The following is a 14,135-nucleotide window of genomic DNA, read 5'->3' on the forward strand; positions in this document are numbered from 1 at the left end:
AGGATGTTTGGTGTCATGGGGAGAGAAACCAAAATGTTCCATAGAAGAGACACAAGACCCGTCCGTGTCGGCGATCTGACGATTGGCGGCAGCAACGAAGTCATCATGCAAAGCATGTGTACGACGAAGACGGCGGACGTCAAAGCGACAGTTGCCGAAATCCTTCGCTTGGAGGAGGCGGGCTGCCAAATCGTGCGCGTCACGGTGAACAATAAGGAAGCCGCCGAAGCGATCAAAGAAATCAAGAAGCAGATTCATATTCCGCTCGTTTCGGACATCCATTTCGACTATCGACTGGCACTTGCCGCGATTGAGAACGGCATTGATAAGGTTCGGATCAACCCGGGCAATATCGGCCGCCGCGATAAGGTAGAGGCCGTTGTTAAGGCGTGCAAAGAGCGCGGCATTCCGATTCGGATCGGCGTCAACGCAGGCTCGCTGGAAAATCATTTGCTGGAGAAATACGGCTATCCGACGGCTGAAGCGATGGTGGAAAGCGCTCTGTTCCACATTAACATTTTGGAAGAGCTGGATTTCCACGACATCATCGTTTCGCTCAAAGCGTCGGATGTACCGATGGCGATTGCGGCCTACTCCCAAGCAGCCAAAGCGTTCAATTACCCGTTACACTTGGGCATTACCGAGGCAGGCACGCTGTTCACCGGTGCGGTGAAAAGCGCGGCGGGCATCGGTACGCTGCTGAATATGGGCATCGGCAACACGCTTCGGATTTCCCTTAGTGCGGATCCTGTTGAGGAAATCAAAGTCGCTAGAGAGCTGCTCAAAACGTTTGGCTTGATCACGAACGCGGCAACACTCGTCTCCTGCCCAACTTGCGGTCGTCTGGACATCGACTTGTTCTCGATTGCAAATGAAGTCGAGGAATATATCTCGAAAATCAAAGTGCCAATCAAAGTTTCCGTCCTCGGCTGTGCCGTTAACGGCCCTGGCGAGGCGCGTGAGGCTGACATCGGCATCGCTGGCGCCCGGGGCGAAGGCATGCTTTTCCGCTACGGGGAAATGATCCGCAAAGTGCCGGAAGCCGAACTGCTGAGCGAGCTGAAAAAAGAAATCGACAGCATCGTCACGGCTTACGAGCAAACGGGCGCCATTCCCGGCCGCAAACATTAAACTAAAAACCGTTACCACCGGATCCCGGGAGGTAACGGTTTTTTTACATATTTAAGGCGCATCCGACGCATAATGAATCTAGCTGAAAAAAATGGAAGCCAAGCGGCCATTTCACAGCGCTCTTACGCGATCAGGAGGCGTCTCACATGAAGACAACACGAATCAACACGTTAGTTCGTACGATGGCTTTTACGGCAATTGCAGGCGTTATGCTGCTGGCTACGCCGATCAATATGAAGGCAAAGGGGCCGGAGTTTCCTGCACCGGGCGGAACAGGCGCAGACATGCAAGGCGCAGCGGGCAAAAAGATAGCCATCGTCATCGACGACTTTGGCAACAACATGGACGGCACGGCCGAAATGCTGCAGCTGCCGATTCCTTTTACCGTAGCGGTGATGCCGTTCTTGCCATCGACGAAGCAGGATGCCCAGCTGGCGCATGACCGCGGGCTGGACGTGATTCTCCACCTGCCGATGGAGCCGGTGCGAGGGAAGAAGAGTTGGCTGGGCCCCGGGGCCATCACAACGGATTTGTCCGACGCCGAAATTCATAAACGGATCGTCGCGGCCATTGAAGATGTGCCGTATGCCATCGGCATCAACAATCATATGGGCTCCAAAGCGACAGCAGACGAACGCGTGATGCGCATTCTCGTGGACATTTGCAAGGAGCGCGGACTTTTTTTGCTCGACAGCCGAACCACACCCAAAAGCGTAATCGGCAAGCTGGCCGAAGCCAAAGGTGTTCCTCACGCAGGGAATCAGTTATTTTTCGACGACCTCTATACGTACAGCCACATCAGCAAGCAGATGACGAAGCTCAAGAAGCTCGTTCACGATAACGACAGCGTCATTGCAATCGGACATGTCGGCCCGCCGGGCAAGAAAACCGCGCAGGTCATTAAAGAAGCGATTCCTGCGATTCAAAAGGAAGCAACGTTTGTTTCCATTTCTCAAATGGTGAAATAGGTTATTTCGGATGCGTCATCGACATGTATTGTTCCACGGCATGGGTAATCGCTTTGGCCAGCTTGGTTTGAAAGTGGCTATCGTTTAACAGCTTGCGATCTTTACCATTGGACAGAAAGCCGAGTTCAACGATAACGGAAGGGCATTTCGTATTCCGCAGCACGTAATATTTTTTGCCGAGTACAGGAAGCTCTTCCGTTTCATACACCTTATTCAACGCGTCCTGCAGCAGCGTCGCCAACAAAATGCTTTCCGACTGGTTCTGATAAATCACGAGCGGGCCGCGGACGTAAGGTTTTCTGGACCAGTTGATGTGCAGGCTGAGCATCATACGGGGCTGCAGCGTATTCGCGAGCCCCGCTCTCTGGGCGAGATCTTTGCGGTGCCGACCGCCGTAAGACCACGTATTATCGTCGCTTAAGGCGTAATCCTCGGTACGGTTGATTATGACACGGAAGCCCCTTTTCCGAAGGGCTTTATATGTTTTTTTGGCAATCGCTAGATTCATAGCTTTCTCTTCGTATTTCCCGAACATCGTTCCGCTGTCGATGCCTCCGTGCCCCACATCAAGCAGGACGTCGGCGCTCGGCAGTAAATGATCTGATTTCGCCATCGCTTGCGACGTAGAAGCACCGACAATCATCGTGAGAAGAACCGCGAGTAATGCAAATCGTTTCAAGCCGGCCCACATCCTTTTAGCATGAAAATCTACTCTTATCCTTCTTCGATTCGGGGCCTTCCATACGCCCGGCAAAAGTTTGCTTGTATTGGATTAACCTGCATTTCCGCGGGAATACTGGAAGTTATAAGCTTTTCTGACGACGAAAGTTTCAAGGAGGTTAGCACGATGAGTTTGAGTATTATATTGATGGTTATTCAGGTGTTTTTCGCGGTTGTGATCGGGTTGTATTTCTGGAATTTGCTGCGCAATCAACAATCCAATCGGTCTGCTGTCGATAGAGAATCCAGGAAAGAATTGGAGAAGCTGAGAAAGCTGCGTTCCATTTCGCTCACCAAGCCACTGTCGGAGAAAACAAGACCTTCCTCCATGCAAGATATTGTAGGGCAAGTGGAAGGATTGAAGGCCCTGAAAGCTGCGCTGTGCGGTCCGAACCCCCAGCACGTCATTATTTATGGACCTCCGGGCGTCGGTAAGACGGCAGCGGCACGGGTTGTGCTGGAAGAAGCAAAGAAGAACGACGAATCGCCGTTTCGTCCAGATTCCAAGTTTACAGAAATCGATGCGACGACCGCCCGATTTGACGAGCGGGGTATCGCCGATCCGCTGATCGGTTCGGTGCACGATCCGATTTATCAAGGCGCCGGTGCGATGGGCGTTGCCGGCATTCCGCAGCCGAAACCAGGCGCTGTGACGAAGGCGCACGGGGGCATTCTGTTTATCGACGAAATCGGTGAATTGCACCCTACGCAAATGAACAAATTATTAAAGGTGCTGGAAGACCGCAAGGTATTCCTGGAGAGCGCCTATTACAGCTCGGAGGATGCCAACATTCCGGGGTATATTCATGATATTTTTCAAAACGGCCTGCCGGCCGATTTCCGTTTGGTAGGCGCCACGACGCGCACGCCGAGCGAAATTCCGCCTGCGATCCGCTCGCGGTGCATGGAAATCTTTTTCCGTCCGCTGCTGCCTGGCGAGGTTGGCGAAATTGCAAGAAAGGCGCTCGACAAGATCGGGTTTAAAAAATGTGAGGACGCCGTACAGGTGGTCACCAAATATGCGACAAACGGACGTGAAGCCGTTAATGTGATCCAACTGGCAGCAGGCCTTGCGCTGACGGATAAACGCAACGAAATTACGGCAGCTGATGTAGAATGGGTTGTTAACTCGTCGCAAATTCCGCCGCGCCCAGACCGCAAAGTGCCGGCACAGCCGCAAATCGGTTTCGTCAATGGTCTTGCCGTGTACGGCCCTAACCTCGGGACGCTGCTCGAAATCGAAGTCAGCGCGATTCCCGCTGCTGTGCCGGGTGCCGGCATTTTCAACATCACGGGCGTTGTGGATGAGGAAGAAATGGGCGGGGGCTCCCGCACGATTCGCAGAAAAAGCATGGCGCGGGGCTCTGTGGAAAACGTATTGACCGTGCTGCGCAAATTGGGCTTCCATACAGCGGACTACGATCTCCACATCAATTTCCCGGGTGGCGTGCCGATTGACGGGCCTTCCGCGGGTATTTCCATGGCGACAGCAATCGCTTCGGCGATTCAACGTATCCCTGTGGATAATAAGCTCGCGATGACCGGTGAAATGAGCATTCACGGCAAAGTGAAGCCAGTTGGCGGCGTTGTGGCGAAAGTGGAGGCGGCTTTCCAAGCCGGCGCAACCCGCGTCATTATTCCGAAGGAGAACTGGCAGGCGCTTTTTGAAGATCTGCCTGGCGTTCAAGTGTACGCGGCCGAAACAATTGAAGAAGTGTTAAGTGTAGCCCTGGGCCTTGAATTGCAAGAGAACGTGATTCCGATTCCGCTTGCGCCGGAGAGAGGTCTGGCTTCATCTGCTCTGCCGATTTTGCATGCCAACCCGCAAAGCATCGATGCCAATAAAGGGATGTAAGAAGTTAACACCTAATGTAAGGTGCAAATTGGTGTTTTGCGGTTAGTTTTGTTAAAATGTAAAAGGCAACAAGAGGAAAAATGGAGGTGCAGAGGATGGGACCTGGAAAAATCAAGGTGCGCAGATTGCCGCTATTGCCTCTTAGGGGACTACTTGTCTATCCAAGCATGGTCCTACATCTTGATGTAGGAAGGGAAAAGTCGGTTAAAGCACTCGAACGGGCAATGGTAGATGACAGCATGATTCTCCTCTGCTCTCAATCGGAGATCAACATAGAAGAACCAACCACAGAGGATATTTACCGGATCGGCACAATTGCCAAAGTGAGACAAATGCTCAAGCTTCCGAACGGTACGATCCGCGTGCTGGTTGAAGGCGTGCTGCGCGCGGAAATCGTGGATTATTTGTCTAACGACGAATATTACGAGGTGACGGCGAAGGAGCTTCCAGAGCAGGATACGACCGATCCTGAAATCGATGCGCTTATGCGTACGGTGCTTAATCAGTTCGAGCATTACATCAATTTATCTAAAAAAGTAACGCCGGAGACGCTTGCCGCGGTTTCGGACATCGATGAGCCGGGCCGCCTGGCGGACGTCATTTGCAGTCATTTGTCGCTGAAAATCAAGGATAAACAGGAAATTCTCGAAACGGTCGATGTGCGTGAGCGCTTGGAGAAAATGCTGAACATCCTGAATAATGAGCGGGAAGTGCTCGAGCTGGAGCGTAAAATTTCCCAACGCGTCAAAAAGCAAATGGAAAAGACGCAGAAGGAATATTACCTGCGCGAGCAGATGAAGGCGATTCAGAAGGAGCTTGGCGATAAAGAAGGCCGCGCAGGCGAAGTCGATGAGCTTCGCAGCCAATTGGCTGAAGCGGAGCTGCCTGAGAAGGTAAAGGAGAAGGTCGAGAAAGAAATCGACCGTCTGGAGAAAATGCCGGCAACCTCCGCAGAGGGCGGCATCATTCGCAACTACATCGATTGGCTGCTCGGACTGCCGTGGAACAAGGAAACTGCCGACGATCTGGATCTCGATAAGGCGGAAGAAATTCTAAACGAAGACCATTTCGGACTAGAGAAACCGAAAGAGCGCGTGCTGGAATACTTGGCCGTGCAGAAGCTCGTTCAGAAGCTCAAAGGTCCGATTCTTTGCCTTGTTGGCCCGCCAGGGGTCGGGAAAACGTCGATTGCGCGTTCCATTGCACGTTCCTTGAACAGACAATTCGTGCGAATTTCTCTCGGCGGTGTTCGGGATGAAGCTGAAATTCGCGGTCATCGCCGCACCTATGTCGGTGCGATGCCTGGGCGGATCATTCAGGGGATGAAAAATGCCGGCGCCAGCAATCCCGTATTTCTTCTGGATGAAATCGACAAAATGGCGATGGATTTCCGGGGAGACCCGGCGGCCGCGCTGCTCGAGGTTCTCGATCCGGAGCAAAATAGCACTTTTAGCGATCATTTTATAGAAGTACCGTATGATTTGTCGAAGGTCATGTTCGTTACCACAGCGAATGCTGTACACAACATTCCGCGTCCCTTGCTGGATCGCATGGAGGTTCTCTACATTCCGGGTTACACCGAAATCGAGAAGCTCCAGATCGCGAAAAAATATTTGCTGCCGAAGCAAAAACGCGATCACGGCCTCCAGGATGACCAGCTTGTCGTCGATGAGGGCGCCTTGATGAAAATCGTGCGCGAGTACACGCGGGAAGCCGGCGTGCGGAATTTGGAGCAGCAGGTAGCCGGTATTAACCGTAAAGCTGCAAAGAAAATCGTATCCGATCCTTCCGCACCTGTACACGTCACCGAAGACAATCTGAAAGATTTCCTCGGTCCCGTGAAGTTTAAATATAACGTGGCCGAAGACAAGGATCAGGTCGGTGCCGTGACAGGCCTTGCCTGGACGGAAGTCGGCGGCGATACGCTCGTGATCGAAGTCACGGTCATGCAGGGTACGGGCAAGCTGACACTAACCGGCAAGCTTGGCGATGTGATGAAGGAATCGGCACAGGCGGCATTCAGCTATACGCGCTCGCGGGCTGAAGTGCTTGGCATTCCGGCGGACTTCCATGAGAAGAACGACATTCACATTCATATCCCGGAAGGCGCAATTCCGAAGGACGGTCCGTCGGCCGGCATTACAATGGCAACGGCGCTGATTTCGGCGTTGACCGACATCCCGGTTTCCCGCCATGTCGCGATGACTGGCGAGATCACGCTCCGCGGTCGCGTGCTGCCAATCGGCGGTCTGAAAGAGAAATCACTGGCTGCACACCGCGCAGGCATCAAGACGGTATTGCTGCCGCAAGATAACGAAAAAGATCTTGTGGATATTCCGGAGAGCGTACGCGAAGCGATGACGTTCATCCCGGTCTCTCACATGGATCAAGTGCTGGAACATGCCTTAGTCCGCAAGCAGCCGACGACGCCTGTCGGCACCGCATAAATCGCTTTTAGAAAGAGTTGAAATCATGAAAGTCAATCAAGCTGAATTCATCATCAGCGCGGTTGGACCTAGCCAATATCCTGAGGACGCCTTGCCGGAAATTGCTCTGGCAGGGCGTTCGAATGTCGGGAAATCTTCGTTGATCAACTGCTTGATCTCGCGGAAAAACTTGGCCAGAACAAGCTCCCAACCGGGCAAAACGCAAACGCTCAATTATTATAAAGTGAATGAGGACTTATATTTCGTCGATCTTCCAGGCTATGGTTATGCCAAGGTATCCAAAACCAAGCGCGAAGAGTGGGGGAAATTTATTGAAGGGTACCTGCTGCATCGGGAACCGCTCTGTTTGGTCATGCAGCTCGTCGACTTGCGCCACCCGCCTACGAAGGACGATGTTGCCATGTACGATTGGCTGCGCCATATGAGGGTGCCTGTTCAAGTGGTTGCGACCAAGGCGGACAAAATCCCCAAAAGCAAATGGCAGAAGCATTTGAAAGTTGTTCGGGAAACGCTCGACATGCCGAAAGGCGTACAGCCGCTTCTCTTTTCGTCCGAACTGAAGCTCGGAAAGGACGAATTATGGAGCATTCTCGAGCAAGCGATCGGTTACGGCGCAAGCGAGGAATCCGCGGAAACAGCGGTCGAGACTGAAGGTTCGATAACCGAAGCGGATTCTTCCGCAGACTAAGAAGGAAACAAGCCGTCTTGCCAAGCGCAGGGCGGTTTTTGCGTCTCAAGGAGCCTAACTCCGAATGAGGGAGCATTTCACAAAGAACCCTACAGGAAAGCGAGGTTTTTAAGGGAAAGTAAAGCGGCATTCGAGGTTCTCCGGTTTTTTCAGAATATTTGGCGGATTATCATGAATGGGAGGCAGGAATATTCGTCAGCTGTGTAGTATAATATAAACAAGGTAAGAGTTTATGGCTTGAAAACAAAGAATCGAGGGATTTTTATGGCACAAAGGTTAGCGACTGAATATGTCAAAACCTGCCTCCAGTTAACAGAAGCCGAGATGTTGAAGTTTTTTCAAATGTTTGTCGATCATCAGTTGGCGCTGCAAGTCAAAGTTTTGGAAAACGGGAACCAAGAGGTTGTTTTTCAAGATGGCGCCGGCGGTCAAGAGATCGTCCTCTCATTTGAGAAAAAATCGGGCCTTTACGAGTGCACAGGATCCTGCAGATTAAGCAACACGAAACTAGCGAATTTAATGCGTAAGGCTGTCTCGGATTTCAAAGGAAGCGCAATTGTGAACCGCATCTATTCGGCGTATACCATGGTGTATACGTATGCGCACGGCACTGTTGTGAAAATTGAAGAGATAAAAGGTCAGCGCGTCACGGTTATTTATGAGCACAAAGATACGATAGGCCTGCTGCAGCAACTGTTCAAACGTCAAGAAATTGAACAAGAAATTGAGATGATCCATGACCAGATCAATCATCTGCTCGACGTGAGAAACATGCTGCAAGAGCCGCAAGAACATGAACAAGTCGACGTTCGTCTCAAGGAATTAACCCACCGGTTATTCGTCTTGGAGGCCTAATTATTCATAAATATGCATGCGATTGAAAGACCCATTTTTCGGGTCTTTTTTGTTGTGGATGCACCAAACATTCATTTTCACATAAGTTAGATATGGCGCGAACGTGACAGTTTAGCGGTAGCAAAAAAAAGTATTGCATTTATCGTCGATAGATGTTATTTTTAATCTCGTTGAAAACAATATAGGAACCAGGATTCACTCAGGACATTGAATGTTGCGAGAGATTATACCCTCGGGAAGTGAATGACGTAGGTCCTAGCGGATGAAATTTGTAAGACATTTTATTCCTAGGAAGGGGGAACCGAAAGATGGAAACTGAATACTCAACTTTCGGAAGACACGTTGCTATTGATACTTGGGGGGTAGATTTCGAACTTCTGAACAATGCAGAATGGCTGCAAGCTCAGATGGTAGAAGCTGCCGAGGTATGCGGAGCAACCGTATTATCTGTACAATCCAAGCAATTTGAACCACAAGGCGCAACCGTACTTGTTTTATTGTCCGAGAGTCATCTCTCCATTCACACGTATCCTGAGAGAGGATTTGCTGCACTAGACTGCTATACTTGCGGTGAGACTGTAGACCCTCAATTAGCGATTGATTTCATGGTATCCGTATTGAAGCCAGAGAAATACTATGCGAAGAAATTGGTTCGCGGTATTGGCGAATTGCAAGTGGAAACTCCAGTCGTCAAACAAGCGGAGCTTGTTAAATAAATAAGTTGCTTCATTTATAACCACGGAGAAATCCGTGGTTATTTGTTTGTCCCGTTACCCATACAATGTTACGAAGTCCATATAAGGCGGGTGGGTGGTAACGGTGTGGAAACAAAAATTGATGCGAAAGGCGATACTATATGGAATCGTACTGCTTCTAATTCTATGGCCGCTGTATTCCTTGAAACAGATGCTGACACATCGCGGCGAGTCGCATGACGCCAATCATTTGCTTTTTCAAGTTTCGGTGTTTCAGATGGAAGTACTCAAAAACTATTTGGATGAGGCACCGCAAAGCAAAAGCACGCACGATCTGGACGCCGTAAAGCAGGCGCTGTATTCGGCTTCCTACACGCATGAGCGGCTTGTGCTAGCCGCAGGGGGAAGCGAAGAGCTGACTGGGCTCAGCTTTATGGATCATCTTTCGCAGTTTGTGCAGCGGATGCAGCTTGGCGGGACAAGGGCGCTGAAGCCCGATGAAATTCAGACGCTGAAGGAAACGCGGGATCAGTATGACAAAATGTACGATATTTATGAGAAACTGATGGCATCGAACGGTGACATCGTTTCCTCGCAAAACGCCAAATTGGCCGAGCTGGACGGCGATTTAGCTGCCTTTTTAAGAAAAAAGGGGCTTCAATAAGAAGGAAATGCAGGTATAGGCGAGGCGGCAGTCGTCAAAACTAACCATCAGAACGCATGCTTTCATAAATTAGTCAAAAAATTTGTCGGTTTCCCGATTTCACTGTGCTATAATAAGTCGTAGCTAAAAGGAAGGGCAGGTGGGAACGTTGCACATTATTGCAGTAGGCCTTAATTATCGGACGGCACCGGTTGAGATTCGTGAAAAGTTTGCATTCGCAGACTCTGATCTTCCGAAAGCAATCGCCGAACTGAAAGTAACGAAGAGCATACTCGAGTGTGTCATTGTCGCCACCTGTAATCGTACCGAGATTTACGCGGTGGTTGACCGCGCTCAGCTGTGCAGTCACTATTTGATGCATTTTATTGAACGCTGGTTCGGAGTGCCGAAGGATCAATTTCAGAAGCATCTCTATCATTACGAAAATGAGAAAGCCGTTGAGCATTTGTTCCGCGTGACAAGCGGTCTGGACTCCATGGTGATCGGAGAAACCCAGATTCTCGGTCAGGTGCGCGATGCTTTTTTCGCGTCCCAACAATTGAAAGCAACGGGAACTTATTTCAATACACTGTTTAAACAGGCAATTACGCTCGCGAAAAAGGCGCATTCCGAAACGGACATCAGCAACAATCCGGTATCGGTCAGCTATGCGGCCGTTGAGCTGGGCAAGCGGATCTTTGGGTCCTATTTGAACAAAACGGTCATGATTATCGGGGCCGGCAAGATGAGCGAGTTGACCGTGAAGCATCTGTATGCGAATGGTGCGGACAAGGTCATTGTTGTGAACCGTACATTTGAACGTGCCCAGGATCTGGCGCATAAATTCCAGGGTGTGCCTTGTACCCTCGACGATATGCCGAAGTTTCTGCCATCTGTAGATATTATCATTTCGTCGACCGGTGCGCCGGGCTATGTGCTGTCCAAGCGCGATATTCAAGCCTATGTGCAAAAAAGAAAATCCCGTCCGCTGTTCATGATGGACATTGCGGTGCCGCGCGACTTGGATCCGCAAATTTCCTCGTTACCGAACGTGTTCCTTTACGATATTGATGATCTGGAGAACATCGTCGACAAGCATTTGCAAGAACGCAAGAAGGAAGCGGCGAAGATCGAAGTGATGATCGCCTCGGAAATGGCGGTCTTCGAGCAGTGGACGAAGATGCTGGGCGTCAGCCCCGTTATCAGCGCGCTGCAGACGAAAGCAAATAGCATTCATCAGGAAACGATGGATAACATGCTGAAGAAGCTGCCTGATTTGGACGAGCGTGAAATCAAGATTATTCGTAAATTTACGAAAAGTATCGTAAATCAAATGCTTCGCGACCCGATTCTGCGGGTCAAAGAAATGGCCGGCGAGCGCCGCGGCGACGAAGCATTGGAGATGTTTACGCAAATTTTTGCCTTGGAAGAAACACTCAGACAACAAGAAGAAGCAGATCAAATAGCTCAAGCGCTGGAATCCGTTCAAAAAATAACCGAGAATAAGCTGTCGCTCGAGGACAAGCTGTCCGTTCGCGGTTTGCAAAATGCGGATCTAGTAACCCCATCTTGATAAGAGGCGCTAATCGCCTGGGAGAGGTGCCATGGTAACACGAAGCTGGTTGTTTGACGCGATGATTTATATGTATGCCCTGAGCCTGTTGTTTTACTTTTCGGATTTCGCAAGCGCGAACCGGAAGGCAAAACGGATGGGGACGGGGCTGCTTTTGTTTGTATGGGTTTTGCAGACGGCTTATCTTGCGGCCTCACTTTACAATCACTTGACGGAATGGGCCTTTATGAGGTCGGACGTGCTGTTTATGTTTTCTTGGGTCATTGTGACCGTGTCGCTGATTGTGAACCGGTTTTTCCGGATTGAGTTGTTCGTGTTTTTTGTCAATGTGCTAGGCTTTGCGATTCTGGCGTTAAATATATTCGGCAACCCCAATGTCAAGCCGATTAATTCGGGTTGGGACATTAACGACGAGCTCTTATTCATTCATATTTCACTCGCGATTGGCAGTTATGCCGCCTTTTCGTTTGCCGCGATTTTCTCCGGGATGTACGTTTTTTTACATAATAGCCTGAAGGCGAAAAAATTCTCGCAAACCGTGATGCGGCTTCCTTCGCTGGAAAAGATCGAGTCCTACACGTATTTGTCGGTCATCATTGGCGCTCCGCTGTTGCTGCTGGCGCTGACTCTTGGCATCGTTTGGGTGCTGCTGGAAGGGAATCCGGATTTGCTGTATGATGCGAAGGTAATCAATTCATTTTTCGTGCTGGCGGCTTACGCCTTCTATCTGTTTCAAAGAGTGTCGATGCGGATCTCCGGCAATAAACTCGCCGTTTGGAATTTGGCTGCGTTCTGCATCGTCGTTTTGAACTTTGTCGTGTCGAATCTCGTATCCGGCTTTCACGGATGGATATGGAATTGACCGAACAGCGGCGCTGGCAGCATCCGTACCCGATTATGGCGAGTTTAACGGGGAGCCGATGTCTGGTCATTGGCGGCGGCCAGGTGGCCGAGCGGAAGGTGCGTTCGCTGCTGAATGCCGGCGCTCACGTAACGGTAATTGCGGCAGAATTTTCGGAAGGACTTGCAGGGCTGATGGCCCGGCCTGACGTCGTACTGCTTAGAGAGACTTTCAATGCGCAGACGCTGGATGAGATCGGCTCGTATTTACTGCTGGTGGCGGCGACGAGCGACAGGGAAGTGAATGCCCGCATCGCGCGATATGCAGCGGAGCGCAGCATGCTCATCAATGTGGTCGACCAGCCGGAGCTGAGCACTTTCATTGTGCCCTCGGTCGTTCGCCGGGGCAAGCTGGTCATCGCCGTTTCAACGGCAGGCGCGAGCCCTTCAGCGGCACGTAAAATCGTCAAAGAGATCGACGCCGCTTACGGTGAGGAATATGAGATTTATTTGGATTTTCTAAGTCGGGTTCGCTTGCTGATTCAGGAGCGGGTTACGATTAAAGAAGCGAGGCAAAAGCTGTTCAAGGACATGCTGGATTGGGACTTGCTCGGAATGATCAGGCAAGGTTATTTTGATGGCTGGTCGGAGGCTTTTTTCCAAGCGTTAGAAGGGCAGCCCTGGATGAGTGGACAGGGGGATGCAGACGTGGCGCCTTCGTGGGCGTTTCTCGCTGCAATCGGATGGCATGCTTAGGAGGCAAGGAAATCATGAGAACCATTATTGTAGGTACAAGACAAAGTGCACTGGCGTTAACGCAGACTGGACAAGCCGTTGAGCTGCTTAAGCAGCTTGCAGAGAAGCAGGGGATTGCCTGCCAATTTGAGATTAAGAAAATTGTCACCAAAGGCGACCGCATTTTGGACGTGACTCTGTCCAAGGTTGGTGGTAAAGGCTTGTTCGTGAAGGAAATTGAACAAGCGCTCACGGACGGCGAGATTGACATCGCCGTGCACAGCATGAAGGACATGCCATTCGAACTGCCGGAAGGGCTCGTTATCGGCGCGATTCCAGAGCGCGAGGACCCGCGCGATGCGCTGATTACGCGCGGCGCGAAAGGGCTGGACGACCTGCCGCAGGGCGCGCTCGTCGGCACAAGCTCGCTGCGCCGCAGCTCCCAGCTGCAGCATGTGCGCCCCGACCTGCGGATCGAGTCGCTCCGCGGCAACATCGATTCGAGGCTGCGCAAGCTCGATGAAGAGAACTTCGATGCGATACTGCTCGCCGCTGCCGGTTTACACCGGATCGGCTGGAAAGATCGCATCACGGCGTATTTGCCGCCGGAGCAGTGCCTCCCTGCCGTTGGGCAGGGAGCGCTCTGCATCGAGTGCCGCGGCAGCGACAGCTTTGTGCTGGACTTGCTGGGCAAGTTCCAGCATGAACCGACCGCGCTCGCGGTGCGCGCAGAGCGGGCGTTCCTCGGCAGACTCAACGGAGGCTGCCAGGTGCCGCTCGGCGCCTACGCGAGCGTAGGCGAGGCAGGCGGAGAAGCCGAAGCGCCGGTGCTGACGCTGACCGGCATGGTCGGCTCGCCGGACGGCGCCGTCATGCTGAAGGAGACGGCGTCCGGGAGCGATCCGGAGGCATTAGGCCGGCTTGTCGCTGACAAGCTGATTGCGCAAGGAGCGGAACGTATCCTAAACGAAGCGAGGACGTGAGG

General features: G+C 51.5%; 13 protein-coding genes. 12 read left to right on the plus strand and 1 reads right to left on the minus strand.

All coding sequences use genetic code 11. The features are described 5' to 3' along the window. Window positions 1–33: 33 nt before the first annotated feature. Window positions 34–1,131: a flavodoxin-dependent (E)-4-hydroxy-3-methylbut-2-enyl-diphosphate synthase gene (ispG, locus tag ABE504_RS10055; RefSeq protein WP_430087741.1), complete on the plus strand. Its 1,098-nt coding sequence runs from the start codon at window positions 34–36 to the stop codon at window positions 1,129–1,131. Window positions 1,132–1,277: 146 nt separating this feature from the next. After that, a complete protein-coding gene (locus tag ABE504_RS10060; RefSeq protein WP_430087742.1) occupies window positions 1,278–2,099 on the plus strand; it encodes a divergent polysaccharide deacetylase family protein in 822 nt (273 codons plus the stop codon). Between the two features lies 1 nt (window position 2,100). On the opposite strand, the gene ABE504_RS10065 is transcribed toward ABE504_RS10060, so the two are convergent. Further along, complete coding sequence (locus tag ABE504_RS10065; protein WP_430087744.1) at window positions 2,101–2,778, minus strand: N-acetylmuramoyl-L-alanine amidase family protein; 678 nt, start codon at window positions 2,776–2,778, stop codon at window positions 2,101–2,103. A gap of 168 nt (window positions 2,779–2,946) precedes the next feature. Here ABE504_RS10065 and lonB point away from each other — a divergent pair, with 168 nt between their 5' ends. The 10 genes from lonB (at window position 2,947) to hemC (ending at window position 14,133) form a co-directional block, all read left to right on the plus strand. Further along, on the plus strand, window positions 2,947–4,674 hold the full coding sequence (lonB, locus tag ABE504_RS10070) for an ATP-dependent protease LonB (protein ID WP_430087746.1): 1,728 nt from the start codon (window positions 2,947–2,949) through the stop codon (window positions 4,672–4,674). Between the two features lie 95 nt (window positions 4,675–4,769). Then, window positions 4,770–7,121, plus strand: a complete 2,352-nt coding sequence (lon, locus tag ABE504_RS10075) for an endopeptidase La (RefSeq protein ID WP_430087748.1) — start codon at window positions 4,770–4,772, stop codon at window positions 7,119–7,121. 25 nt (window positions 7,122–7,146) lie between these two features. Continuing rightward, window positions 7,147–7,809: a ribosome biogenesis GTP-binding protein YihA/YsxC gene (gene yihA / locus ABE504_RS10080; RefSeq protein WP_430087750.1), complete on the plus strand. Its 663-nt coding sequence runs from the start codon at window positions 7,147–7,149 to the stop codon at window positions 7,807–7,809. Window positions 7,810–8,073: 264 nt separating this feature from the next. Further along, on the plus strand, window positions 8,074–8,664 hold the full coding sequence (locus tag ABE504_RS10085; RefSeq protein WP_430087752.1) for a non-ribosomal peptide synthetase module: 591 nt from the start codon (window positions 8,074–8,076) through the stop codon (window positions 8,662–8,664). 308 nt (window positions 8,665–8,972) lie between these two features. Next, window positions 8,973–9,380, plus strand: a complete 408-nt coding sequence (gene speD / locus ABE504_RS10090) for an adenosylmethionine decarboxylase (protein WP_430087754.1) — start codon at window positions 8,973–8,975, stop codon at window positions 9,378–9,380. A 103-nt stretch (window positions 9,381–9,483) separates the two neighbouring features. Next, window positions 9,484–10,023, plus strand: coding sequence for a hypothetical protein (locus ABE504_RS10095; RefSeq protein ID WP_430087756.1), 540 nt, complete (start codon window positions 9,484–9,486; stop codon window positions 10,021–10,023). A 148-nt stretch (window positions 10,024–10,171) separates the two neighbouring features. Next, entirely contained in the window at window positions 10,172–11,575 is a 1,404-nt protein-coding gene (gene hemA / locus ABE504_RS10100) for a glutamyl-tRNA reductase (RefSeq protein ID WP_430087758.1), read from the plus strand. A 31-nt stretch (window positions 11,576–11,606) separates the two neighbouring features. Then, window positions 11,607–12,437, plus strand: coding sequence for a cytochrome c biogenesis protein CcsA (gene ccsA, locus ABE504_RS10105; protein WP_430087760.1), 831 nt, complete (start codon window positions 11,607–11,609; stop codon window positions 12,435–12,437). Beyond that, window positions 12,434–13,171, plus strand: coding sequence for a precorrin-2 dehydrogenase/sirohydrochlorin ferrochelatase family protein (locus tag ABE504_RS10110; RefSeq protein WP_430087762.1), 738 nt, complete (start codon window positions 12,434–12,436; stop codon window positions 13,169–13,171). The genes ccsA and ABE504_RS10110 overlap by 4 nt, the downstream gene beginning before the upstream one ends. Window positions 13,172–13,185: 14 nt before the next feature. Next, the gene (gene hemC, locus ABE504_RS10115; RefSeq protein ID WP_430087764.1) at window positions 13,186–14,133 is read left to right on the plus strand and encodes a hydroxymethylbilane synthase; all 948 of its coding nucleotides are present in this window, start codon (window positions 13,186–13,188) and stop codon (window positions 14,131–14,133) included. The last annotated feature ends 2 nt before the right edge of the window (window positions 14,134–14,135 follow it).

The sequence above is a fragment of the Paenibacillus oryzisoli genome (assembly GCF_050467285.1).
Classification (GTDB): domain Bacteria; phylum Bacillota; class Bacilli; order Paenibacillales; family NBRC-103111; genus Paenibacillus_E; species Paenibacillus_E oryzisoli_A.

Bases quoted from the DNA above. Each gene is read 5' to 3' on its own strand.
- hemC (WP_430087764.1), top strand. From the start codon at position 13,186: ATGAGAACCATTATTGTAGGTACAAGACAAAGTGCACTGGCGTTAACG.
- ABE504_RS10085 (WP_430087752.1), top strand. From the start codon at position 8,074: ATGGCACAAAGGTTAGCGACTGAATATGTCAAAACCTGCCTCCAGTTA.
- lon (WP_430087748.1), top strand. From the start codon at position 4,770: ATGGGACCTGGAAAAATCAAGGTGCGCAGATTGCCGCTATTGCCTCTT.
- yihA (WP_430087750.1), top strand. From the start codon at position 7,147: ATGAAAGTCAATCAAGCTGAATTCATCATCAGCGCGGTTGGACCTAGC.
- speD (WP_430087754.1), top strand. From the start codon at position 8,973: ATGGAAACTGAATACTCAACTTTCGGAAGACACGTTGCTATTGATACT.
- ccsA (WP_430087760.1), top strand. From the start codon at position 11,607: ATGGTAACACGAAGCTGGTTGTTTGACGCGATGATTTATATGTATGCC.
- ispG (WP_430087741.1), top strand. From the start codon at position 34: ATGTTCCATAGAAGAGACACAAGACCCGTCCGTGTCGGCGATCTGACG.
- lonB (WP_430087746.1), top strand. From the start codon at position 2,947: ATGAGTTTGAGTATTATATTGATGGTTATTCAGGTGTTTTTCGCGGTT.
- ABE504_RS10060 (WP_430087742.1), top strand. From the start codon at position 1,278: ATGAAGACAACACGAATCAACACGTTAGTTCGTACGATGGCTTTTACG.